The sequence below is a fragment of the Streptomyces nigra genome, assembly GCF_003074055.1.
GTDB lineage: Bacteria > Actinomycetota > Actinomycetes > Streptomycetales > Streptomycetaceae > Streptomyces > Streptomyces nigra.
Genome location: NZ_CP029043.1, coordinates 5,468,502 through 5,491,648, shown reverse-complemented (window position 1 = coordinate 5,491,648; position 23,147 = coordinate 5,468,502). Strand labels below are relative to the sequence as shown.

Sequence of the window (23,147 nt, the reverse complement as noted above, 5' to 3'; positions counted from 1 at the left end):
CGGGAGAGGTGCGCGGGGCGAGGGCGCGGAGGGCCTGGACATGCGGTTCTCCGGAGACGGTCGGCGAACGGGCTGCGGCTGGGTGCGGCGGCAGGTCCTGGGCGGACGCGGGTCAGGCGGGCGGACGCGGGGGGCGGGCACGGGTGGTGCCGGTACGGCGATAGCGCCCGGCCTCATAGGTGTTGGCGGCCCGGCACGCCGCGTCGACGGGTTCGCCCCGCCGTAGATGCCGCTGGTAGGCGGCGCGCGTGCCACAGGGCGCCGGGCGTATGCGCGAGGGCGCATCGCCTCGCTCGGACGTACGCCGGTCGGGCGGGGGTGGGGACGGGGGCGCCTCGTCGGACCCGGGGCGCGAAGCCTGGGGCGGCGCCGGGTCCGGTGAGGTGTCCCCGGACGCGACGGCCGCCTTCGGCGGAGGCCGGTCGGCGGCGACAGCGGCGGTCGGGAGCGCCTCCCCCGGGCGGGACCGCGCTGGTTCGGGCGCGGCCGTCGACGCGGGCCGAGGTGCCACGGCGGAACGTGCGGGCGCGGACGGCCCGGCGGGACGCTCACCCGGAAGCTCGGCCGGGACCGGAGAGCCGGGTGAGCCGTGGTCCGCCTGTTCCAGGGCGTGCCGTTGGGGGCCGGTCAGGCCCGCGACGACGCCCTGCCGGCGGCAGCGGGGAAGGCCGCGCTCCCGGCGCAGCACGGCGGCCCGGCAGGGTTCGAGCACGGGGCACAGCGTGCAGATCGCGACCGCGAGGGGCCAGGTGCGCCGGGTGAACCACAGATCGGCGTCCCACTCCCGGCAGGCCGCGCGCAGTTCCCAGACCCGTGATCCGCCGTCGGATACCGCCGGGGTCATCCGGCCGGCTCGGACGGGGACGTGCGGTCCTCGGCGCGATCGGTGTCGCGCACCGCGGACAGGGGGCCCAGATGGGCCGCCACATTCGCCAGGGAGCAGCGTTCGGGCCGCCCGTCCAGGGAGAGCAGCGGCATCCCGTCGGGCCGTCGGCAGCCCTGGTAGTACCAGACGTCGCCGTACGCGTCGCGCAGCGGTGCGGCCAGGTCGTAGGTGGCGTCACCGACGCGGAAGGGGCGGCGCCCCCGCCGGCCCGTCGCGGCGCCGTGGGCGACGACCGTGACGCGCACGCCGTCGCGTTCGCCGTCGCCGACCAGGGTGTGCGGGCGGCTGCCCTCGCCGACGACCGTGATCTGGAAGTAGGCGCGCCAGCGGGCCCAGCACTCGGCGCCGTCCACGCGCAGCACGACCCGGACCCGGTCGCCGTCCACGCGGACGTCGGAGGGGCCCGCGTGCCCGGCGAGGTGGCGTGCGACCGCGCGGGCGACGGAGCGGGCGCGGGCGCACGCGGCGTCCCAGGCGAGGGCCTTGCGCTCCAGTTCGGTGAGCGGGCGGGGCCCGCGGGACCAGCCTCCGTCCGCCGTACGGTGCAGGACCACGACCGGAGGGCGGCCGGGGCCGGTGAGGAGCCGTACGGGTGCGGCGGCTCGTTCGGGGTCCGCGGGCCGCGGGATCCGGCCGATCACGCCGGCGACGCGCGGGCGGGTGGCGTTCACGCGGACACCGCCTCCGTCGACCAGCGCAGTTTCCGCAGGGCCCGGTAGGTCAGGGTCTTGACCGCACCGACGCTGCGCCCCATGGCCAACGCGGTCTCCTGCGCGGACAGTTCGTCCAGGAAGCGCAGTTCCAGGCAGTGCCGCTGGTGGGGGTTGAGGCGGTGCAGGGCGGTGTGGACGGTCTCCTGGGCCTCGACGGCGTCCAGTTCGCGCAGGACGAGCGCCTCGGTGCCGCGATGGGTGTCGCGGGGGTCGTCGAACTCGGCGACCGGGGTCTCCCAGCGCGTGCGTCCGCGCCCGAGTTCGTCGAGCCAGAGGTTCTTGGCGATCGTGGTGAGCCACCCGGCGAAGGCGGTGCCCTGCCAGTGGAAGGTGCCGATGCGGCGCAGTGCGCGGACGAACACCTCCTGGGTGAGGTCCTCGGCCAGATGTCTGTTGCGGGTGCGAACCAGGAGGAACGCGTAGACGGCGCGATAGTGCTCGAAGTACAGGGCGGCGAACGCCTCCCGGTCGCCCGCGCGGGCCCGGGCGACCAGTTCGGGCTCCGGGCCGGCGGCCGGGGCGGTGGTGAGGTGGTCCGGCTGGGACACGACGGCTTCTCCTCTGCAATACACATGTAGATGTAGATTCTTCGACGGGACGTGCGCAGGCCACGACGGAAACCCGCGATCCCCTCCCAGGGCGTCTACAGTCTTCATGTAGATGCATATCGTGTCAAGAAGCCTACGGAGCGTGAGACTTGAGGGCGCGGGCGGGGCGCACAGGAGCACCGGCTCCCCCGGAACGCTCCGGCGTGCGCCCGAAGACCCGGCGCCGATCTGCGATCTACTTGCGCTTGTAGATATTGATGGCCGATCCTCTGAGCGTGACGAACCAGCGGAGCCGCCCCCCAGCAGATCCCGAACCCCGTCGGCATGCCCAGCACGGGGACGAGGACCTGGCGGCCCTGCTCGAACGTCTGCTCGCCCAGGTGCCCGACCGGACGCAGAAGGATCTGGCCGCGGAGTCCGGCATCTCGTACCCGACGCTCAACGCCTGGATGAACCGCACCCGCGGCACCTCCCGCATCGACCCCGAGAAGCTGCGCGCCATGGTCGACGTGTTCCGGCGCTGGGGCGTGCGCACGACCCCCCGGGAGTTCTTCGAGGCCGTGGGCCGGCCGGTGCCGGGCCCCAGCGGCGACGAGCGCGAGGCCCGGCTGCTGAAGCTGTACCGGCAATTGCCGGAGTCACGGCAGCGCGCCCTGCTGAAGGACGCCGAGGCGATGCTTCAGGTCAGCCGCATCGTGTGAGGTCAGCGCCGTACTGTCGGCGCGCGGTGAGAGCCGCTCACCTCCCGGGGCTCTACCGGACACCGGGCGCGCCCCGGAAGAATATGACGAAAGTCCTCACGAACCCCACACACATCGGTACCATCAGTCAGCCGCTGACCTCCCGGAGCGGAACGCTCGTGCCGTAGCGCATTCCTGGGGAGGCAGTTGTGTGCGTTCGCATTGCCGTGACGGACGGTCTGGCGAGCATCGCGGTCTGGGACCCCGACGAGGTCAGCATCCGGGTGGCCCGCAGCGCGCCGGCGGGTGACGTGCTCCGAGAAGTGGCGGACATCCTCATCGTCGACCTGGGGGCTCCCGCATCCCGGGGCGGACCGCTGCGCTGCTTCTGCGGCATGGGTGTCGAGCTCCCCCATGAGCTGCTGCCCCGGGTGCTCGCCGCCGAAGCCGGCTGAACCCTCGCCGGTCCCGCAAGCGGTCACGGGCCGCTCCCCCACGCCGGGGAACGGCCCGTGACCGAACGGACGGTCAGGCGGTCAGACGGGCGATCGCCTCGTCGACCGTCAGCTCCTCGCGCTCACCGGTCCTGCGGTCCTTCAGCTCGACGACGCCCTCGGCGGCGCGGCGCCCGGCCACCAGGATCTGCGGGACGCCGATCAGCTCCGAGTCGGTGAACTTCACGCCCGGCGAGACACCGGCACGGTCGTCGCACAGCACCCGCAGACCGGCCGCGGACAGCTTCTCGGACACGTCGAGGGCCAGTTCGGTCTGCAGGGCCTTGCCGGCGGCGACCACGTGGACGTCGGCCGGGGCGACCTCGGCGGGCCAGCACAGGCCCTTGTCGTCGGCGGTCTGCTCGGCGAGCGCGGCGACCGCGCGGGAGACGCCGATGCCGTACGAGCCCATGGTGACGCGGACCGGCTTGCCGTTCTGGCCGAGGACGTCGAGCTTGAGGGCGTCGGCGTACTTGCGGCCCAGCTGGAAGATGTGGCCGATCTCGATGGCGCGGTCCAGCTTCAGGCCGGTGCCGCACTTGGGGCAGGGGTCGCCCTCCTGGACGACCACGACGTCGACGTACGTGTCGACCTCGAAGTCACGGCCCGCGACGACGTTCTTCGCGTGCGTGCCCTCCTTGTTGGCGCCCGTGATCCAGGAGGTGCCGGGGGCCACGCGCGGGTCGGCGAGGTAGGTGACCTTCTCGCCCAGGCCCTGCGGGCCGACGTAGCCGCGCACCAGGTCGGGGCGCTCGGCGAAGTCCGCCTCGGTGACCATCTCGACGACGGACGGGGCGAAGTGCGCCTCGACCTTGTCGATGTCGACCTCGCGGTCACCGGGGACACCGACGGCGACGATCTCGCCGTCGACCTTGACCAGGAGGTTCTTCAGGGTGGCCGAGGCCGGGACGCCGAGGTGGGCGGCGAGGGTCTCGATGGTCGGGGTGTCCGGGGTGGGGATCTCCTCCAGCGCGGGCACGTCGGCGGCCTCGACGGGCTTCAGCTCGTAGGTGATCGCCTCGGTGTTCGCCGCGAAGTCGCAGTTCGGGCAGTCGGCGAAGGTGTCCTCGCCGGCCTCGGCGGGGGCCAGGAACTCCTCCGACTTCGAGCCGCCCATCGCGCCGGCGGTCGCCGCGCAGATGCGGTAGTCCAGGCCCAGGCGCTCGAACACGCGCTGGTAGGCCTGGCGGTGCAGGGCGTAGGACTGCGCGAGGCCCTCGTCGTCCGTGTCGAAGGAGTAGGAGTCCTTCATCAGGAACTCGCGGCCGCGCAGGATGCCGGCCCGGGGGCGGGCCTCGTCGCGGTACTTGTGCTGGATCTGGTAGAGGATGACCGGCAGGTCCTTGTAGGAGGACGCCTGGTCCTTCACCAGCAGGGTGAAGATCTCCTCGTGGGTCGGGCCGAGCAGGTAGTCGCCGCCCTTGCGGTCCTTGAGCCGGAACAGCTCCTGGCCGTACTCGTCCCAGCGGCCCGTGGCGTCGTAGGGCTCACGCGGCAGCAGGGCGGGCAGCAGCACCTCCTGGGCGCCGATGGCGTCCATCTCCTCGCGGACGATGCGCTCCACGTTGGCCAGGACCCGCTTCCCGAGGGGCAGCCAGGACCAGATGCCGGCCGCCGTGCGACGGACGTAGCCGGCGCGGACCAGCAGCTTGTGGCTGAGGACCTCGGCGTCCGCCGGGTCGTCGCGCAGCGTCTTCGCCATCAACTGGGACATGCGCTGGACCGGTGCTTTCGCCATGGTTCTCGTACTCCTGCCGGATGTGGTTGATGGCAGGAGGTTAGCCGGGCGGGACGGGACGGTGGAAATCGGTTAACGGCGCAGCGGCAGCGGGGCGCCCATCACGGCGTACGGCTTCGGGGCGCTGGGGAACAGGACGCGGCGGGCGAGGTCCTGGTAGCCGAGGGAGCGGTAGAGGCCCCGGGCGGGGCTCTCGATGTCGATCGCGGAGAGGATCGAGCGGGGCTCGTCGGCGCTGTCCGTGATGGTGGTGATCAGGGCGCGGCCCACGCCGCGGTTCTGGTAGCCGGGGTGGACGTGCAGCTCGGTGATGACGAAGGAGTCGTCGAGCCAGTCGTCGAGGCCCTGGGCGCGCAGATACGGCTCCACCACCGTGGACCACCAGTGGCCGCGGCTGTTGGGCATGCCGTAGACGAAGCCGACGAGGCGGTCGCCCTCGGTGGTGGCGCCGAGGGCGCGGGCGCCGGGGTAGGTCATGTGGCGCAGGACGATCTGGCGGCGTACGGCGACTTCGTCGGCGCCGAGTCCGAACGCCACCGCCTGGACGGCGAGGGCCTCGTCGACCCGGGCCGGGAGGTCGAGGGGGCCGATCACGATGTCGTCGGGGTGGCGGCGGTGTGCGTGACCGGGAAGGCGCATGGTGGGGAGCCTACAAGCAATGACCTGCCGAGGTCGTGGTGCCGCCCGCCGTCGCCGGGGGGGCGGTGCGGGCCGGTCAGAACAGGACGCTCATGAAGGCGCCGACCTCCTGGAACCCCACCCTCTGGTACGTCCGCCGGGCCGCGGTGTTGAAGTCGTTGACGTAGAGGCTGGCGACCGGGGCCACGTCCGCCAGGGCGTAGCGCAGGACGGCGGCCATGCCGGGTGCCGCGAGTCCCTGGCCGCGGTACTCGGGGGCCACCCAGACGCCCTGGATCTGGCAGGCGCGGTCGGTCGCGGCGCCGATCTCCGCCTTGAAGACGACCTTGCCGTTCTGATCGAGGCGGGCGAAGGAGCGGCCGGAACCGACGAGTTCGGCGACCCTGGCCTGGTAGAGCAGGCCGCCGTCGCCCGCGAGCGGCGAGACGCCGACCTCCTCGGTGAACATGGCCACGCACGCCGGGAGGATCGTCTCCATCTCGTCCTTGCGGATGCGGCGGACGTACGGGTCGGGGGCGATGTCGGCCGGCATGTGGTCGGTGACCATGAGCGGCTGGTGGGCGCGGACCTCGCGGGCCGGTCCCCAGGTGGGTTCCAGCAGCCGCCACAGCTGGGCGGTGGGCTCGGCGGGCCCGACGATGGAGGAGCAGCGGCGGCCGGCCCGGCGGGCTCGGTCCGCGAAGGCGCGCACGGCGCGCGGGGTGGCGCAGATGGGGACGAGGTTGGCGCCCGCGTAGCACAGGGACGTCAGCATGCCGTCGTCGTACCAGCCCCACATCTCGCCGCCGAGGCGCCAGGGGTCGAGGCCGGCGACCTGGACGCGGGACGTCACGAAGGCGTTGGCGACCGGCTCGCGGTCGAGGACGGCGAGCGCGGCGTCCAGGTCACTCGGTTCGAGCACCCGTGAGGTGGTCTGGGTCAACACGTGCGGGGCCTCACGCTGGGGTTCTGCTGGTCCCCGCACTGTACCCGCGGAATCTGTGCAGTGCCGCCCCGCGGTCGTGACCGGTGGTCCCGGCCGGGGGCGGTGCCGGAGCGGGCGGTCAGCCGGCGACCGCGATGGAGGGCTCGCCGCTGGGGACGCCGTCGGCCTCCATCTGCTCGGCCAGCTTCATGGCCTCCTCGATGAGGGTCTCGACGATCTTGGACTCGGGGACGGTCTTGATGACCTCGCCCTTGACGAAGATCTGGCCCTTGCCGTTGCCGGAGGCGACGCCGAGGTCGGCCTCGCGGGCCTCGCCGGGGCCGTTGACGACACAGCCCATGACGGCGACGCGCAGGGGGACCTCCATGCCGGTGAGACCGGCGGTGACCTCTTCGGCCAGCTTGTAGACGTCGACCTGGGCGCGGCCGCAGGACGGGCAGGAGACGATCTCCAGGCCGCGCTGCTTGAGGTTCAGGGACTCCAGGATCTGCAGGCCGACCTTGACCTCCTCGGCCGGCGGGGCCGACAGGGAGACGCGGATGGTGTCGCCGATGCCCTGGGAGAGGAGCGCGCCGAAGGCCACCGCGCTCTTGATGGTGCCCTGGAACGCCGGGCCCGCCTCGGTCACACCGAGATGCAGCGGGTAGTCGCACTGGGCCGCGAGCTGCTTGTACGCCTCGATCATCACGACCGGGTCGTTGTGCTTCACGGAGATCTTGATGTCCCGGAAGTCGTGCTCCTCGAAGAGCGACGCCTCCCACAGCGCCGACTCGACCAGGGCCTCGGGGGTCGCCTTGCCGTACTTCTGGAGCAGACGCCGGTCGAGGGAGCCGGCGTTGACGCCGATACGGATCGGGGTGCCGTGGTCCTTCGCGGCCCGCGCGATCTCCTTCACCTTGTCGTCGAACTGCTTGATGTTGCCCGGGTTCACCCGCACCGCCGCGCAGCCCGCCTCGATCGCCGCGAACACGTACTTCGGCTGGAAGTGGATGTCCGCGATCACCGGGATCTGCGACTTCCGCGCGATCGTCGACAGCGCGTCCGCGTCGTCCTGCGTCGGACACGCCACCCGCACGATCTGACAGCCCGACGCCGTCAGCTCCGCGATCTGCTGCAGGGTGGCACCGATGTCGGACGTCCGGGTCGTCGTCATCGACTGCACCGACACGGGTGCGTCCCCGCCGACCGCGACGGACCCGACCTGGATCTGCCGGCTCTTGCGGCGCTCGGCGAGCTTGGTCGGAACGGACGGCATGCCGAGAGAAATCGCAGTCATCTGCTGTGCAACCCCAAGTCGTGGATCAAGGTCCGGTCCCGTCAGCAGCGGGCTCCGGGCTTCGAGATTACGGCACCGGCGCACACGACCACACATCACGCCCCCGTAAACCCACTCGATGGAAGGCGGCCCGGGACTCGGAGTCCCGGGCCGCCTTCCATGCCGTGCTGCTAGGAGATGGTGACCGGGTTGACGACGTCCGCGACGAGCACCAGCAGGGTGAAGCAGACGAAGATCCCGGCGACCACGTACGCGACCGGCATGAGCTTGGCCACGTCGAACGGGCCGGGGTCCGGCCGGCGCAGCACCCGCGCGAGGTTGCGGCGCAGCGACTCCCACAGGGCGCCCGCGATGTGGCCGCCGTCGAGCGGCAGCAGCGGGAGCATGTTGAACAGGAACAGGGAGAGGTTGAACCCGGCCAGCAGGAAGACGAAGGTCGCCAGCTGCTGCGACGCCGGGATGTCGAGGGTGGCGATCTCGCCGCTGACCCGGGCCGCGCCGACGATGCCCATCGGTGAGTCCGGCTCGCGGGGTCCGTCGCCGAAGGCGGCGTCCCACAGGGCGGGGATCTTGGAGGGCAGCGCCACCAGGGAGTCGACGGCGTCGCCGACCCGGTCCGACATCCAGGTCACCGAGTCGCCGAAGTCCTGTTTGACGACGCCCTGGGCCGCGCTGAAGCCGAGGAAGCCGGCCTTGACGTACTCGCCCTCGACGTAGGCCCCGCTCGCGTCCTTCTTCACGACCCGGTTGGTGGCGATCTCCGCCTGGAGGGTGAGCTCCCGGCCGTCCCGCTCGACGACGATCGGCACCTGCTTGCCGGCGCTGTCACGGATGAGGTCGGAGAGGGTGTTCCACTCCTCGGTGCGCACACCGCCGAAGGCGACGATCTTGTCGCCGGCCTTCATGCCCGCGGCCGCGGCCGGGGACTTCGGGTCGGACGCCTTGCAGGTGTCGCGCTTCTCGGTCTGGGCGATGACGCACGGGGAGACCGAGCTGACCGTGGTGGTGTCCTGCTGGATGCCGAAGCCCATCAGCACGGTGAGGAACAGGCCGAACGCGAGCACCAGGTTCATGAAGGGGCCCGCGAACATCACGATGACCCGTTTCCACGGCTTGCGCGTGTAGAACAGGCGGTTCTCGTCGCCCGGCTTCAGCTCCTCGAAGGCCGCGGAGCGCGCGTCCTCGATCATCCCGCGCCACGGCGAGGTGGAGCGGGCCTCCAGCCGGCCGTCGGGGCCGGGCGGGAACATGCCGATCATGCGGATGTAGCCGCCGAACGGGATGGCCTTGATGCCGTACTCGGTCTCGCCCTTGTTCCGCGACCAGAGGGTCGGGCCGAAGCCGACCATGTACTGCGGCACACGGATGCCGAACAGCTTGGCCGTGGACAGGTGCCCCAGCTCGTGCCAGGCGATCGAGAAGAGCAGCCCGATCGCGAACAGCACTATGCCGAGGATGAACATCAGGGTCGTCATGCACGGGCCTCCGCCGTGTGTGCCGCCAGTTCCCGGGCGCGTGCGCGGGCCCAGGTCTCCGCTTCGAGGACGTCCGCGACGGTCAGCGAAGTTCCCGAGCGCGGGGTGCCGTGCTCCTCCACCACCCGCGTGACGGTCTCCATGATGCCGTTGAACGGCAGTGCGCCGGCCCGGAAGGCCTCGACGCACTCCTCGTTGGCGGCATTGAACACCGCCGGGGCCGTGCCCGCGAGCTCGCCCACGTGCCGGGCCAGGTTCACCGACGGGAACGCGTCGTTGTCGAGCGGGAAGAACTCCCACGTCGACGCCTTGCTCCAGTCGAAGGTGGGCGCGGCGTCCGGGACGCGCTCGGGCCAGCCCAGCCCGATGGCGATGGGGCCGCGCATGTCGGGCGGCGTCGCCTGGGCGATCGTGGATCCATCGGTGAACTCGACCATCGAGTGGACATACGACTGGGGGTGCACGACCACCTCAATGCGGTCGAAGGAAATGTCGTAGAGCAGGTGCGCCTCGATCACCTCCAGCCCCTTGTTGACGAGGGTCGCGGAGTTGATCGTGATGACCGGGCCCATCGCCCAGGTGGGGTGGGCGAGGGCGTCCTCGACGGTGACGTCGGCCAGCTCGGCCTTGGTCCGGCCGCGGAAGGGGCCGCCGGACGCGGTGACGACGAGCTTGCGGACGTCCGCGCGCGAGCCGGACGCCAGCGCCTGGAAGAGGGCGGCGTGCTCGGAGTCGACCGGGATGATCTGCCCGGGCTTGGCGAGCGCCTTGACCAGCGGGCCGCCGACGATGAGCGACTCCTTGTTGGCGAGCGCGAGGGTGCGGCCCGCCTCCAGGGCGGCGAGCGTCGGGGCCAGGCCGATGGAGCCGGTGATGCCGTTGAGGACGGTGTGGCAGTCGGAGGCGGCGACCTGGGTGGCCGCGTCCGGGCCGGCCAGGATCTCGGGCAGCGGCTCCCCGGCGCCGTACCGCTCGCGCAGCGCGTCGCGCAGGGCGGGGACGACGTCCTCGCGGGCGACGGCGACGGTCCGGACCTTCAGCCGGTGCGCCTGCTCGGCGAGGAGCGCGATCCGGCCGCCGTTGGCGGACAGCGCGGTGACCCGGAACCGGTCGGGGTTGCGCAGCACGAGGTCGATGGCCTGGGTGCCGATCGACCCGGTGGAGCCGAGGATCACCACGTCCTTGGGACCGTCGCCCGCCAGCGGGTCGTAGACGAGGTGCGGGTCGGCGAGTGGGGAGGCTGGACTGTCGCTCATCCCCCCATTGTGGCCGTACCGTCACGCGGACAGGACCGCGTGTCCTCATCCGGTGGGTGACGATGCGGTGAGGGGCCACCGCGGGCGGTGACCCCTCGGGGGTGGTCAGCGGATCGGGCGGTGGACGTTCTCGTGGGTGCTGGGCCCCGGGGTGGCGTCGGCGATCCAGACGCCGCCGTCGTCGGACGGGTCGACGATGCCCTGCTCCAGCCACTCGTACGTGCCGGACATCACGCCCTTGACGACCTTGCGGTCCAGGTCGTCGGTGTTGGACCACAGGCGCCCGAACAGCTCCTCGACGCGCAGCCGGGACTGCCGGCAGAACGCGTCGGCGAGCTGGTAGGCCTCGCGGCCGTGCTCGCCGCGCGCCCGCAGGTGCTCGGCGCGGACACAGGCGGCGCTCATCGCGAACAGCTCGGCGCCGATGTCGACGATCCGGCCGAGGAAGCCCTGCTTGGTCTCCATCCGGCCCTGCCAGCGGGACATGCCGTAGAAGGTGGACCGGGCGAGCTTGCGGGCGGTGCGCTCGACGTACCGCAGATGCCCGGAGAGGTCGACGCCCTGCTTGAACTCGCTGTAGGTGTACGGCAGTTGCCCCTGTCCGGCGATCAGCTTCGGCAGCCACTTGGCGTAGAAGACACCGGCGTTCGCGCCCGCCTTCGCCTTGTCCTGGAGGGACTTGTCGGGGTCGATGAGGTCCCCGGCGACGGACAGGTGGGCGTCGACGGCCTCGCGGGCGATGAGGAGGTGCATGATCTCCGTCGAGCCCTCGAAGATGCGGTTGATCCGCAGATCGCGCAGGACCTGCTCGGCGGGGACGCCGCGCTCGCCGCGCGCCCGGAGCGAGTCGGCCGTCTCGAAGCCCCGGCCGCCGCGGATCTGGACCAGCTCGTCGGCGATGAGCCAGCCCATCTCGGAGGCGTACAGCTTGGCGAGGGCGCCTTCGATCCGGATGTCGTTGCGGTCCTCGTCGGCCATCTGGGAGGCGAGGTCGGTGACGGCCTCCAGGGCGAAGGTGGTGGCCGCGATGAAGGAGATCTTCGAGCCGACGGCCTCGTGGTGGGCGATGGGCTTGCCCCACTGCTCGCGGGCCGCCGACCACTCGCGGGCGATCTTCAGGCACCACTTGCCGGCGGCCACGCAGGACGCGGGCAGCGAGAGCCGGCCGGTGTTCAGCGTGGTCAGCGCGATCTTCAGGCCGGCGCCCTCGGGGCCGATCCGGTGGGCGGCGGGGACGCGGACCTGGTGGAAGCGGGTGACGCCGTTCTCGATGCCGCGCAGCCCCATGAAGGCGTTGCGGTTCTCGACGGTGATGCCGGGCGAGTTGGTCTCGACCACGAAGGCGGTGATGCCGCCCTTGTGACCCTCGGACTTCGGGACGCGGGCCATGACGACGAGGAGGTCGGCGACGACGCCGTTGGTGGTCCACAGCTTCACGCCGTCGAGGACGTAGTCGTCGCCGTCGGGCACGGCGGTGGTGGCGAGCCGGGCCGGGTCGGAGCCGACGTCGGGCTCGGTCAGCAGGAAGGCGCTGATGTCGGTGCGGGCGCAGCGCGGCAGGAAGCGTTCCTTCTGCTCGGGGCTGCCGAACAGCTTCAGCGGCTGCGGTACGCCGATCGACTGGTGGGCCGACAGGAGCACGCCGATCGCCGGGGACGCCGAGCCGACCAGGGTGAGGGCCTTGTTGTAGTAGACCTGCCCGAGGCCGAGACCGCCGTACTTGGTGTCGATCTTCATGCCGAAGGCGCCGAGCTCCTTGAGCCCGTCGACGACGTCGTCGGGGATGCGGGCCTCGCGTTCGATGCGGGCGCCGTCGACCTTCGTCTCGACGAAGTCGCGCAGTTTGGCCAGGAACTCCTCGCCGCGCTGGGTCGCCTCGTCCGTGGGCATCGGGTGCGGGTGGATGAGGTCGAGGCGGAACCGGCCGAGGAACAGCTCCTTGGCGAAGCTCGGCTTGCGCCACTCCTGCTGGCGGGCCGCCTCGGCGACCTGCCGTGCCTCACGTTCGGTGACGGTGGGTTTGGGGGGTGCTGCGGACATGAGGCTCACCTCGCCGCGAATCGGGATCATGGGCCATGTGGCTACCGACGGGTGCTACCCGATCGTATGTACCCGATTACGGACGCCGCCACCACCCCACGCGCGGCCGTTCTCCCGGCCCCTGCGGGCTCGCGGGGGCCGTCCGGGCCGGTGGGCCCGCGTACGCGGCCGGGCGGGCGGCCTGGGCCGGACGGGTGGCACGCCGAACGGCCGGAGCCCCCGCACAGTGGGCTCCGGCCGTTCGGATCAGGGTGGTGTCAGAGAGCGAGGCCGGTGAGGACCAGGACCCGCTCGTAGGTGTAGTCGTCCATCGCGAAGCGCACGCCCTCGCGGCCGACACCGGACTGCTTGGCACCGCCGTACGGCATCTGGTCGGCGCGGTAGGAGGGGACGTCGCCGATCACGACACCGCCGACCTCCAGCGCCCGGTGGGCGCGGAACGCGGCCTGCAGGTCGTGGGTGAACACGCCCGCCTGGAGGCCGTACTTGGAGTCGTTGACGGCGGCGAACGCGGCGGCCTCCCCGTCGGCCCGCTGCACGGTGAGGACGGGTCCGAAGACCTCCTCGCAGGCGAGGGTGACGTCGGAGGGGACGTCGGTGAGGACGGTCGGCGCGTAGGAGGCGCCGTCGCGCTTGCCGCCCGTGAGGAGGGAGGCGCCGGCGGCGATGGCCTCGTCCACCCAGGTCTCGACGCGCTTGGCGGCGTCCTCGCTGACCAGCGGGCCGACGTCGGTGGCGTCGTCGGCCGGGTCACCGGTGACCTGGGCCTCGACGGCGGCGACGATGCGCGGCAGCAGCCGCTCGTACACCGAGGCGTCCGCGATGACGCGCTGCACGGAGATGCAGGACTGGCCGCCCTGGTAGTTGGAGAAGGTCGCGATACGGGTCGCGGCCCGGTCCAGGTCCTCGTCGGAGGCGAAGTCGGCGAGCACGACCGCCGCGCCGTTGCCGCCGAGCTCCAGGGTGCAGTGCTTGCGCGGCACCGAGTCCATGATCGCGTAGCCGACCTTCTCGGAACCCGTGAAGGAGATGACCGGCAGACGCTCGTCCTGGACCAGCGCCGGCATCCGGTCGTTCGGGACCGGGAGGATGCTCCAGGAGCCGGCCGGGAGGTCGGTCTCGGCGAGCAGCTCGCCGATGATCAGGCCGGACAGCGGGGTCGCCGGGGCCGGCTTGAGGATGATCGGCGCGCCGGCGGCGATGGCCGGGGCGATCTTGTGGGCACACAGGTTCAGCGGGAAGTTGAAGGGCGCGATACCGAGGACGACACCCTTCGGGAAGCGCCGGGTGAGGGCCAGCCGGCCCTGGCCGCCGGCGTCGGTGTCGAGCCGCTGCGCCTCGCCGCCGTTGAACCGGCGGGCCTCCTCGGCCGCGAAGCGGAAGACGGACACGGCACGGCCGACCTCGCCGCGGGCCCACTTGATCGGCTTGCCGTTCTCGGCGGAGATCAGCCGGGCGATCTCCTCCGTGCGCTCGACGAGGCGCTTGCTGACGTGGTCGAGGGCGGCGGCGCGGACATGGGCCGGCGTGGCGGCGAACGCGTCACGGACGGCGTACGCGGCGGCCACGGCCTCCTCGATCTGCGCGTCGGTGGGCACGCTGACCGTGCCGACGACACGGCCGTCCCACGGCGACGTGACGTCGAAGCTGTCCTCGCCGCTGACCTGGCGGCCGGCGAGCCAGAAGGCGTGGGTGGCTGCCACATCGTGCTGGGGCATGTGAGTCCCGGCCCTTCCGCGTTGGGGGTGTCCTGGTCTGTCGAGACCCACGGTAGGGGCGCCGGGCCACCCGGGTGTTTGGCCGGGGTGTACTGGTGGAGTGCCGGGCTTCGACGGATTGGCGCAGCCCGGTCCGGTCCTACTCCTCGGCCGAAGTCGCCTTCAGGGCGAGCCACAGCTCCATGCGCACGTCCGCGTCGTCCAGGGAGCGCCCGAGGATCTCCTCGACGCGCCGCATCCGGTAGCGCAGGGTGTGCCGGTGGACGCCCAGGTCGGCGGCGGCCGCGTCCCACTGGCCGTGCCGGGACAGCCACGCCCGCAGCGAGGCCACCAGATCGCCGCGGCCGGTCGCGTCGTGCTCGTGCAGGGCCCGCAGCAGCCCGTCGGCGAACGCCCTGACCGCGTCGTCCGCGAGCAGCGGCAGCACCGACCCGGAGGCCAGCTGCTCGTGCTCCACGCACACCCGTCCGCGCCGCCGGGCCACCGACAGTGCCTGCTCGGCCTGCTTGTAGGCGGCGGCCGCGGCGATCGGCCCGGCCGGTGCCGACAGCCCGACGACCAGTTCGTCCTGGTCGCCCGCCGGCTGCTCCGGTACGGCCCCCGCGCGCGCCGCCTCCAGGCCCGCCGCGTACTCCCCGCACGCGGCGACCGCCGCGCCGCCGTCGGAGGCGAGCACCACCAGCCGCCCGGTCTCCGTCTCGGGCACCACCAGCACCGCCTCCCCCGCGCGGGCCGCCGCAGACTCGACGACCTCGGTGAGCGCCCCGAGCGGGTCGCCGGCGTCGGCTGCGACGACGAGGGCCGCGGCGGACGCCTTGGTCAGCGCCACCCGGGTGCCCGAGTCCACGACCCGGGCCGCCGAGACCGGCGCCGCCTCGGCGACGATCACCCGGAACGGCGCGTCCAGCAGACCGCCGTACAGGCCGCCTGCCACCGCGCGGGCGTGGTCGGGCTGTCCGGCCAGCAGCATGCGCAGGACGGCGGCGCCGACCCGCTGCTCGGCGGCCTGGAGCGAGCGGGACCGCTCGGTGGTCAGGGTCAGCAGCGCGATCGCCGAGTGGACGGCGTACCGCTCGGCGGTGCCGAGCGCGGCGGCGGTGCCCACGGCGAGCGCGGCGCGCGGACGGCGCCCGGTGCCCAGGCTGTGCAGTTCGACCCGGTCCTCGTTCTCGGGGCCGCCGACCACGGAGGACGCCGGCGCAGGCCGCTCCCGCAGCCTCTCCACGTCGGCGGTGAGGCGGGTCGCCCGCCGCCCGGCCCACTCGGGGGCGGTGGCCACGACGGCGCCGGACGCGTCGTACAGCGCCGCCCAGCCGTTGACCTGGGAGGCGAGCGCGGCCAGCAGGCCCTCGGGTCCGGAGGCCAGCGCCTGCCGGGTCAGTTCCCGCTGGGCGGCGAAGCCCGCGGTGACCGCGTGGTACTGCTCCGCCGCGATGGCCGCCGAGACGGCCTTGCTGATGGCGAGGAAGGGGGTGCGGCGCGGGACCTCGAGGAGCGGCAGGCCCTCCTCGTCGGCGGCGTCGACCAGCGCCTTCGGGATCTCCTCGTAGTTCACGCCGACCGCGAAGCCGAGCCCGACCACCCCGGCCCCGGCCAGCCGCCGGACATAGCGGCGCATCGCCTCGTAGTCCTCCGCGTCCAGCTGGAGCGCGGTGATCAGCAGCAGCTCGCCGCCCTCCATATAAGGGACGGGGTCGGCGAGCTCGCTGACGTGCGCCCAGCGCACGGGCACGTCCAGGCGGTCCGCGCCCGCCCGCACGGTCAGCTTGAGCGCGGAGTGGTGGACGAGCGAGGCAAGCGTCGGGGGCATGAGGCCTTCACATCGGTGTGATGGGGTGTGATCGCCGGATCTTCGGTGGATCCTGTGATCAGTTGGCCGCCATGTATGAACGGCCTGTGCCGATTCTGCCTCACCGTACGGTCATCGCGCGGCCCCGCTCCCGGATCGCGCGCTCACCCCCGCAGATCGACCAGCAGCGGCGGGGCGTGCTCGCCCCGGACGCTGGTCACCGACAGCACCGCGTGCCCCGGCGGCACCCCGTGCGCCAGCTCGGAGGCCGACCAGCGCTCCCGCTCGACCTTCCGGACGGTCACCGCCTCGGTGGTGACCGCCTTGCCGGTGACCAGCTTGCGCAGCCGGTGCAGGGCCCGGGTCATGGGCTGGTCGGCGAAGACGGTGTGCTGGGCGACGTCGCGGGTCTCCACCCACTCCGTGCCCCAGGCCTCGGCGAAACGGCTGCCGTCCCAGGTGGTCACGCCGGACAGCGCCATCCGGCAGCCGACGGCCCCGTACAACGGCCCGTGCAGCGCCTCCGGTACGTCGGACACCGTGCGCAGCGCGAGCACGACCCCGGCGTTGCGCGGGCGCAGCCGCTGGATCCGCCGGACGGACTCGGGGGTGACGGCGCCGGTGGCGTCGTCGAGGACGAGGGCGGCGAAGTGCTCGCCGGGCCCGTCCTGGACGATCTCGGTGAACTGGGCCAGCACCAGCCGGGCGATCAGCCGCGAGACCTCGGCGTGGGTGCGTTCGGGCAGGTCGATCCGGACCCGCAGGGGGTGGTGGGCGACCGCCCGCAGCGAGAAGGGCCGGTGTTCGCCGCCGCCGGCACCGAGGAAGCCGGCGAAGGCTGGGCGGTCCAGCAGGGCGAGCCGGCCGGCGAGGACCGGGCCGGGGTCGCCGGTGGTGCCGGTCAGCCGGACCCGGGCGTCCAGGTCCCGGCGCATCGCCGTGTGCGGGTCGCCGGCCAGCCGGGCACGCAGGTCGGTGAGGGCGCGTTCGTCGCCCTCCAGCAGGTCCCGCAGGACCGGGAGGGTGGGGAAGCGTCCGTGGGCGGCCCGGTAGGGGCCGAGCAGTTGGGCGAGCGCGGTGGTGGCGCGCTCGGCGCCGACCGCGTCGAGGTCCCCGGCGAGCGCCTCGGCGAGGAACCCGGCGGCCTCGTCCGGGTCGTCGCTGCCCGCGTAGGGGTCGAGGTCGTGGGTGGAGGCGGGGTCGCCGACGCGCACCACCACGTCGTACGACGAGTCGGGCCCGACCGCGCTGCCCGCGGCGCACACCACGACGACCGCGCAGGTCCCGGTGAGCGCCTGCAGTGCCAGGGACTCGGCGAGCGGGGCGATCACCTGCCGGGTCTTCCCGGACCCGGACGGTCCGACGACCAGCAGCGAGGTGCCCAGCGTGGCCGGTTCGAGCGCCGCCCCGGCACCGCCGTACGCGGCCGGGGTGCGCTCGGTGGCGGCCCAGGTGCCGATGCGCACCTGCCCGCCGAGCAGGTCGTGCCGTGCGGTGCGGCCGGGCAGGTCCCGGGCGCCGGACGGATGGGCGAACGCGGCGGCGCCCTGCCGCAGCACGGCGTCGGTGAACTCCGCCGGACGGCCCTCGCCCCGGGCGCGCGCCCACTCGTGCTCGACGCGGGCGCAGTCGACGTCGTTCATCCGTCCGGCGAGGACCTCGGCGGCGAGGACGTCGGCGGCCTGGTGCTGGCCGGCCTCGCGCAGTCCGGGGAAGCGGGACCGGGGCACCTCGACGACGGGGGCCTCCCCCTGCGCCGCATGGGCGCGGGCGGCGAGCCGGTCCCGGGCCAGTTCCCACCAGCCGCCCAGCCGGGCGAACGGCCACACGACGAGGGCGGTGACGAGCAGATGGAGGACGGTCTCCCAGGGCGCCGAGTAGACGTCGTAGGAGTCGCTGAGCAGCACGATCAGGGAGAACAGCGGGCTGACCACGGGCAGCGGGTCCCAGCCGGCACCCGGGAAGGTGTCCGGGTAGACCAGGGTCAGGGCGGCCAGGGCGCCGAACGCCGCCCACAGGGCGCGAGCCGGCTGGGGCCTGGTGTCCAGCAGATGCCGGACGACCGCGGGCCAGCTGCCGAGCCGGGCGACGGTGTAGAGGAGCAGCGCGAAGAAGAGGCCGTTGTAGACGTCCAGCGCCTCGACGCCCGGGTACTGCAGCGCCTGGTCCTCCAGGTGCTTGGGCCGGGCCATGGTGCCGCCCCACCACCAGTCCTCCGGGGTGAACAGCCGCAGCACGGTGAACTGGTACGGCAGCGCGCCGCGCCGCCAGAACGACCACACCAGGAGGGCGACGGCCAGCGGGATCAGCATGCCGACGACGACGGTGGGGCTGATCCGTTCGGTCCGCGCGGCCTTCGGCGGCCGGTATCCGAGACGCCAGATGCCGGGCTCCGTCGCGGGCCGGGGCTCGTCCAGCCAGGCGGCCACTGAGGTGCCGGGGGCCTGGCCGGGCGGGGCTGCGGGCATCGGGGGCAGGGCGGAGCGTGATCGGGGCACGGGTGTCGCGTGCGTGCCCCGTGCGTCCTGCGTCCCGTCGCCGTCTCTCACCCTTGCCCCCTGACCAGCCGTTCCGTGCAAGCGTCAGCCAGTCAATCTAGTGCCCGGCACCCGTCCGTCCACCGCTTACGCGGCCGACGCGGCGGACCCGGGTGTTCCGGTCGCGTCCCGGGGGCCCCGCCCCGCCATGTCCACCACGGACAACCGGATGCGCGGACAACGCCCACATGGAGCATGCCCACCCCCCGCTGTCCGCCCTAGCCTGCGAGAAAAGAGAAGACAAAACGTCCGTAGAGCACCCCCAGGAGCCCGTCATGAGCGCACTTCCCCAGGAGCGCCGCGTCGTCACCGCCATTCCCGGCCCGAAGTCGCAGGAACTGCAGACCCGCCGTACCGCCGCGGTCGCGCAGGGCGTGGGCTCCGTCCTCCCCGTGTTCACCGCGCGCGCGGGCGGCGGCATCATCGAGGACGTCGACGGCAACCGCCTCATCGACTTCGGCTCCGGTATCGCCGTGACCTCCGTCGGCGCCTCCGCCGAGGCCGTCGTACGCCGGGCGTCCGCGCAGCTCGCCGACTTCACCCACACCTGTTTCATGGTCACGCCGTACGAGGGTTACGTCGAGGTCGCCGAGGCCCTGGCGGAGCTGACGCCGGGCGACCACGCCAAGAAGTCCGCGCTGTTCAACTCGGGCGCCGAGGCCGTCGAGAACGCCGTCAAGATCGCCCGTGCGTACACCAAGCGCCAGGCCGTCGTCGTCTTCGACCACGGCTACCACGGCCGTACGAACCTGACGATGGCGCTGACCGCGAAGAACATGCCGTACAAGCACGGCTTCGGCCCGTTCGCGCCCGAGGTCTACCGCGTCCCGGTCGCCTACGGCTACCGCTGGCCGACCGGTGCCGAGAACGCCGGCCCCGAGGCCGCGCAGCAGGCCATCGACATGATCACCAAGCAGGTCGGCGCCGACAACGTCGCCGCGATCATCATCGAGCCGGTCCTCGGCGAGGGCGGCTTCATCGAGCCGGCCAAGGGCTTCCTGCCGGCGATCGTGAAGTTCGCCAACGAGAACGGCATCGTCTTCGTCGCCGACGAGATCCAGTCGGGCTTCTGCCGCACCGGCCAGTGGTTCGCCTGCGAGGACGAGGGCATCGTCCCGGACCTGATCACCACCGCCAAGGGCATCGCGGGCGGTCTGCCGCTCGCCGCCGTGACCGGCCGCGCCGAGATCATGGACGCCGCGCACGCGGGCGGCCTGGGCGGCACCTACGGCGGCAACCCGGTGGCCTGCGCCGGTGCGCTCGGCGCCATCGAGACCATGAAGGAGCTCGACCTCAACGCCAAGGCGAAGAACATCGAGTCCGTCATGAAGGCGCGTCTGTCCGCGATGGCCGAGAAGTTCGACGCCATCGGCGACATCCGGGGCCGCGGCGCCATGATCGCCATCGAGCTGGTCAAGGACCGCGCCACCAAGGAGCCGAACCCGGAGGCCACCGCCGCGCTGGCCAAGGCCTGCCACGCCGAGGGCCTGCTGGTCCTGACCTGTGGCACCTACGGCAACGTCCTCCGCTTCCTGCCGCCGCTGGTCATCGGCGAGGACCTGTTGAACGAGGGCCTCGACATCATCGAGCAGGCCTTCGCCCGTATCTGAGGTCACGGCGAAACCACTGGTGGGGGCGGGTGCACCGGCCCCCATCGCCTCATCCGCCCCACCCCTTTCACCGCGTACGGTTCCGGGGGCTGGGGCGGCCGGCGTCAGAGCGTGTGAAGAAGGTGTGCGAGGTGGATGGCAGGACGCGATTCCGACTGTCTAACGCCATCTCCCTGCCGTAGGTTCTAACCAGATGAGAGATACACCCCGCCCGGAGGGGACTCTGGGCGACATCAGGCCGGGGCCTCCCCAGCTTCGACCTGGTCGTGCCCTCGCGCACACAACCGGCGCCTTCGGCTCCGGATCTCCTCACCGATCGGACAGTCGCCCGCCCCAAACCCCCCGGGGCGCGCGACCATCCGATCCGGACGGCCGCCCCGGAACCACCCCCCCTGTTCCGGGGCGGCCGACCTCCCTCCTTCTCCTTCTCGGGCTTCCCGCCCTGCTCTTCGCGCTCATCACCTGGCAGGTGGTGACGGACGGCCCGCTGGTCGGTCTCGACGAGACCGCCAGTCGGGCCCTCGTGCGTCCCGGCCGCCTCTCCGAACTGCTGGCCGATCTGGGCAACATCCAGGTCGCCGTGCCGGTCCTGGCCGCCGCTCTCGCCTGCGTCACCTGGCGGCACCGCCGCATCGGTACAGACCAATGGTGGCTGCCGGGTGTGTCCGCGGCCCTGCTGATGACCCTGGTCCCGGTGCTGGTGATCCCGCTGAAGGTGCTCACCGACCGTCCGGGCACCCCGGCCGTGCCGCCCGCGACCGGCTACTACCCGTCGGGGCACACGGCCACGGCCGCCGTCGCGTACGGGGCCGCGACCCTGCTCCTGCTGCCGCTGCTGCGCTCGGCCGGCGCCCGCCGGGTCCTCCTCCTCGTCTGCGCCGCGCTGAACCTCGGCGTCGGATTCGGGCTGACCCGGCGGGGCTACCACTGGCCGTTGGACGTCCTGGCCAGCTGGTGCCTGGGCACGATCCTGCTCACCGCCCTGTGGCTGTTCCTCAGCCGAAGTAGCCGTCGAACGTCCGCTGGAACTCCCAGCCGCCGAACCGGTCCCAGTTGACCGACCAGGTCATCAGGCCGCGCAGCGCCGGCCAGGTGCCATGCGTCGCGTACGAACCGCAGTTGGTCCGCTTGGTCAGGCAGTCGAGTGTCTTGACGACCTCGGCCGGCGGGACGTGCCCGTTGCCCGCGTTGGGTGTGGCCGGCATGCCGATCGCCACCTGGTCCGCGCGCAGCGGCGGGAAGACGTTGTTCGCGTCGCCCGCGACCGGGAAGCCGGTCAGCAGCATGTCGGTCATGGCGATGTGGAAGTCGGCGCCGCCCATGGAGTGGTACTGGTTGTCCAGACCCATGATCGGACCCGAGTTGTAGTCCTGGACGTGCAGCAGGGTGAGGTCGTCGCGCAGGGCGTGGATGACCGGGAGATAGGCCCCGGCGCGCGGGTCCTGGCCGCCCCACTTGCCGGTGCCGTAGTACTGGTACCCGAGCTGGACGAAGAAGGTCTCCGGGGCCATGGTCAGCACGAAGTCGTCGCCGTACCTGGCCTTCAGGGTCTTCAGCGCCGAGATGAGGTTCACGATCACCGGGGTCTTCGGGTTCCTGAAGTCGGTGTCGTCGGCGTTCAGGGAGAGGGAGTGGCCCTCGAAGTCGATGTCGAGTCCGTCGAGGCCGTACTCGTCGATGATCTTCGAGACGGAGGACACGAAGGTGTCGCGTGCGGCCGCGGTGGTCAGCTGCACCTGGCCGTTCTGGCCGCCGATGGAGATGAGCACCTTCTTGCCGGCCGCCTGCTTCGCCCGGATCGCCGCCTTGAACTCGGCGTCGCTCTCGACGTTCGGGCACTCGGTGACGGGACAGCGGTTGAAGCGGATGTCGCCGGAGGTGACCGAGGTGGGCTCGCCGAAGGCCAGGTCGATGACGTCCCAGCTGTCGGGGACGTCGGCCATCCGGGTGTAGCCGGAGCCGTTGGCGAAGCTCGCGTGGAGGTAGCCGACCAGCGCGTGCGCCGGGAGGCCGGTGTCGCCGCCGCCGGTGGGTTCGGCGGTCGTGGCGGTCACCGTGGCGGAGCGCGCGGACTCGCCGGCCTCGTTGAGCGCGGCGACCTGGAAGGCGTACGCGGTCGCGGGTGACAGTCCGGTGATGGTGGCCGAAGTCCCGGTCACCGTGCGGACCTTGGCGCCGTCGCGGTAGACGGCGTAGCCCGTGGCGCCGGGGACCGCCGACCAGCTGAGGGCGACGCTGGTGGAAGTGACGGACCCGGTGGTGAGGCCGGTCGGGGGCGCCGGCGGCTGGGTGGCGTCGCCGCCGGGGCCGATCAGCGAGATGTCGTCGGCGTGGTAGGCGCCGGTGCCGTACCAGCCGTGGGTGTAGATCGTGACGCGGGTGGTGCTGGGGCCGGTGCGGAAGGTCGTGGTGAGCTGCTGCCAGTCGGGGGCGGACTGGGTCCAGGCGGAGACGTCGGTGGTGCCGGTGCCGCTCGCGCCCAGGTACACGTAGGAGCCTCGGACGTGTCCGGAGAGCGTGTACGCCGAGTCCGGTTTCACGGTGACGGTCTGCGAGCAGCGGGCGTTGTCGCTGCCGGCCGGGGTCGCCCGGAGGGCGGAACGGCCGCTGCGCACGGGCGAGTCGGCCGTCGTACCGGCCGTGCAGGTCCAGCCGTCGAGGCCGGATTCGAAGCCGCCGTTGCGGACGACGTCGGCGTCGGCCGCACGGGCGGCCGACGAGAGCGCGGTGAGACCGGGCAGGGTCAGTGCCGCGGCGATGAGGAGGGCGAGCGGTCTGGAGCGGTCCACAAGTGCCTCCGGGCATGGGGGATTTGGAGGGCCG

18 protein-coding genes are annotated in these 23,147 nt (G+C 72.5%); 4 read left to right on the top strand and 14 right to left on the bottom strand.

The window, feature by feature from the left end:
- Positions 1-112: 112 nt before the first annotated feature.
- From DC008_RS25560 to DC008_RS25550, 3 genes are read right to left on the bottom strand one after another with little or no spacing between them, the layout of a single operon-like run.
- Positions 113-844, bottom strand: coding sequence for a WhiB family transcriptional regulator (locus tag DC008_RS25560; RefSeq protein WP_108708950.1), 732 nt, complete (start codon positions 842-844; stop codon positions 113-115).
- On the bottom strand, positions 841-1,557 hold the full coding sequence (locus DC008_RS25555) for a BN159_2729 family protein (protein ID WP_208645979.1): 717 nt from the start codon (positions 1,555-1,557) through the stop codon (positions 841-843). The genes DC008_RS25560 and DC008_RS25555 overlap by 4 nt, the downstream gene beginning before the upstream one ends.
- On the bottom strand, positions 1,554-2,147 hold the full coding sequence (locus tag DC008_RS25550; RefSeq protein WP_055623233.1) for an RNA polymerase sigma factor: 594 nt from the start codon (positions 2,145-2,147) through the stop codon (positions 1,554-1,556). The genes DC008_RS25555 and DC008_RS25550 overlap by 4 nt, the downstream gene beginning before the upstream one ends.
- Before the next feature lie 275 nt (positions 2,148-2,422).
- On the opposite strand from DC008_RS25550, the gene DC008_RS25545 reads away from it, so the two are divergent.
- Together DC008_RS25545 and DC008_RS25540 are read left to right on the top strand one after the other, a co-directional pair.
- A complete protein-coding gene (locus DC008_RS25545; RefSeq protein ID WP_234350895.1) occupies positions 2,423-2,848 on the top strand; it encodes a helix-turn-helix domain-containing protein in 426 nt (141 codons plus the stop codon).
- 188 nt (positions 2,849-3,036) lie between these two features.
- Positions 3,037-3,282: a hypothetical protein gene (locus DC008_RS25540; protein ID WP_108708947.1), complete on the top strand. Its 246-nt coding sequence runs from the start codon at positions 3,037-3,039 to the stop codon at positions 3,280-3,282.
- A gap of 73 nt (positions 3,283-3,355) precedes the next feature.
- Here DC008_RS25540 and DC008_RS25535 read toward each other — a convergent pair whose 3' ends face one another.
- The 10 genes from DC008_RS25535 to DC008_RS25490 all read right to left on the bottom strand — a co-directional run bounded on the left by DC008_RS25535 (position 3,356) and on the right by DC008_RS25490 (position 18,645).
- Positions 3,356-5,059: a proline--tRNA ligase gene (locus tag DC008_RS25535; protein WP_108708946.1), complete on the bottom strand. Its 1,704-nt coding sequence runs from the start codon at positions 5,057-5,059 to the stop codon at positions 3,356-3,358.
- A 72-nt stretch (positions 5,060-5,131) separates the two neighbouring features.
- On the bottom strand, positions 5,132-5,698 hold the full coding sequence (locus DC008_RS25530; RefSeq protein ID WP_055623237.1) for a GNAT family N-acetyltransferase: 567 nt from the start codon (positions 5,696-5,698) through the stop codon (positions 5,132-5,134).
- A gap of 76 nt (positions 5,699-5,774) precedes the next feature.
- Positions 5,775-6,623 (bottom strand): GNAT family N-acetyltransferase, encoded by an 849-nt coding sequence (locus DC008_RS25525; protein ID WP_055623238.1) that lies wholly within the window; start codon positions 6,621-6,623, stop codon positions 5,775-5,777.
- Positions 6,624-6,741: 118 nt separating this feature from the next.
- The gene (ispG, locus tag DC008_RS25520; RefSeq protein WP_055623239.1) at positions 6,742-7,899 is read right to left on the bottom strand and encodes a flavodoxin-dependent (E)-4-hydroxy-3-methylbut-2-enyl-diphosphate synthase; all 1,158 of its coding nucleotides are present in this window, start codon (positions 7,897-7,899) and stop codon (positions 6,742-6,744) included.
- 170 nt (positions 7,900-8,069) lie between these two features.
- Complete coding sequence (locus tag DC008_RS25515; protein WP_208646126.1) at positions 8,070-9,362, bottom strand: M50 family metallopeptidase; 1,293 nt, start codon at positions 9,360-9,362, stop codon at positions 8,070-8,072.
- An 8-nt stretch (positions 9,363-9,370) separates the two neighbouring features.
- Positions 9,371-10,630: a 1-deoxy-D-xylulose-5-phosphate reductoisomerase gene (gene dxr, locus DC008_RS25510; protein ID WP_108708944.1), complete on the bottom strand. Its 1,260-nt coding sequence runs from the start codon at positions 10,628-10,630 to the stop codon at positions 9,371-9,373.
- Positions 10,631-10,735: 105 nt separating this feature from the next.
- On the bottom strand, positions 10,736-12,670 hold the full coding sequence (locus DC008_RS25505; RefSeq protein ID WP_108708943.1) for an acyl-CoA dehydrogenase family protein: 1,935 nt from the start codon (positions 12,668-12,670) through the stop codon (positions 10,736-10,738).
- A gap of 257 nt (positions 12,671-12,927) precedes the next feature.
- Entirely contained in the window at positions 12,928-14,373 is a 1,446-nt protein-coding gene (locus tag DC008_RS25500) for an aldehyde dehydrogenase family protein (RefSeq protein ID WP_108710848.1), read from the bottom strand.
- Positions 14,374-14,527: 154 nt separating this feature from the next.
- A complete protein-coding gene (locus DC008_RS25495) occupies positions 14,528-16,198 on the bottom strand; it encodes a PucR family transcriptional regulator (protein WP_108708942.1) in 1,671 nt (556 codons plus the stop codon).
- Positions 16,199-16,341: 143 nt separating this feature from the next.
- A complete protein-coding gene (locus DC008_RS25490; RefSeq protein ID WP_244221414.1) occupies positions 16,342-18,645 on the bottom strand; it encodes a type IV secretory system conjugative DNA transfer family protein in 2,304 nt (767 codons plus the stop codon).
- Between the two features lie 344 nt (positions 18,646-18,989).
- Between DC008_RS25490 and gabT the strand changes: the two genes are divergently transcribed.
- Positions 18,990-20,324 carry a 4-aminobutyrate--2-oxoglutarate transaminase gene (gabT, locus tag DC008_RS25485; RefSeq protein WP_108708940.1) on the top strand — a complete coding sequence of 445 codons (1,335 nt, stop codon included), beginning with the start codon at positions 18,990-18,992 and terminating at the stop codon, positions 20,322-20,324.
- Positions 20,325-20,517: 193 nt separating this feature from the next.
- Positions 20,518-21,381, top strand: a complete 864-nt coding sequence (locus tag DC008_RS25480) for a phosphatase PAP2 family protein (RefSeq protein ID WP_108708939.1) — start codon at positions 20,518-20,520, stop codon at positions 21,379-21,381.
- On the opposite strand, the gene DC008_RS25475 is transcribed toward DC008_RS25480, so the two are convergent.
- Positions 21,320-23,113 (bottom strand): chitinase, encoded by a 1,794-nt coding sequence (locus tag DC008_RS25475; protein WP_108708938.1) that lies wholly within the window; start codon positions 23,111-23,113, stop codon positions 21,320-21,322. The two genes, DC008_RS25480 and DC008_RS25475, sit on opposite strands and share 62 nt — an antisense overlap.
- Positions 23,114-23,147 lie beyond the last annotated feature (34 nt).

Excerpts from the sequence above, each read along its gene's own strand:
- DC008_RS25560 (WP_108708950.1), bottom strand. The coding sequence starts at position 844 with ATGACCCCGGCGGTATCCGACGGCGGATCACGGGTCTGGGAACTGCGC.
- DC008_RS25535 (WP_108708946.1), bottom strand. The coding sequence starts at position 5,059 with ATGGCGAAAGCACCGGTCCAGCGCATGTCCCAGTTGATGGCGAAGACG.
- DC008_RS25530 (WP_055623237.1), bottom strand. The coding sequence starts at position 5,698 with ATGCGCCTTCCCGGTCACGCACACCGCCGCCACCCCGACGACATCGTG.
- ispG (WP_055623239.1), bottom strand. The coding sequence starts at position 7,899 with ATGACTGCGATTTCTCTCGGCATGCCGTCCGTTCCGACCAAGCTCGCC.
- DC008_RS25515 (WP_208646126.1), bottom strand. The coding sequence starts at position 9,362 with ATGTTCATCCTCGGCATAGTGCTGTTCGCGATCGGGCTGCTCTTCTCG.
- dxr (WP_108708944.1), bottom strand. The coding sequence starts at position 10,630 with ATGAGCGACAGTCCAGCCTCCCCACTCGCCGACCCGCACCTCGTCTAC.
- DC008_RS25505 (WP_108708943.1), bottom strand. The coding sequence starts at position 12,670 with ATGTCCGCAGCACCCCCCAAACCCACCGTCACCGAACGTGAGGCACGG.
- DC008_RS25495 (WP_108708942.1), bottom strand. The coding sequence starts at position 16,198 with ATGCCCCCGACGCTTGCCTCGCTCGTCCACCACTCCGCGCTCAAGCTG.
- DC008_RS25490 (WP_244221414.1), bottom strand. The coding sequence starts at position 18,645 with ATGCCCGCAGCCCCGCCCGGCCAGGCCCCCGGCACCTCAGTGGCCGCC.
- gabT (WP_108708940.1), top strand. The coding sequence starts at position 18,990 with ATGAGCGCACTTCCCCAGGAGCGCCGCGTCGTCACCGCCATTCCCGGC.
- DC008_RS25480 (WP_108708939.1), top strand. The coding sequence starts at position 20,518 with ATGAGAGATACACCCCGCCCGGAGGGGACTCTGGGCGACATCAGGCCG.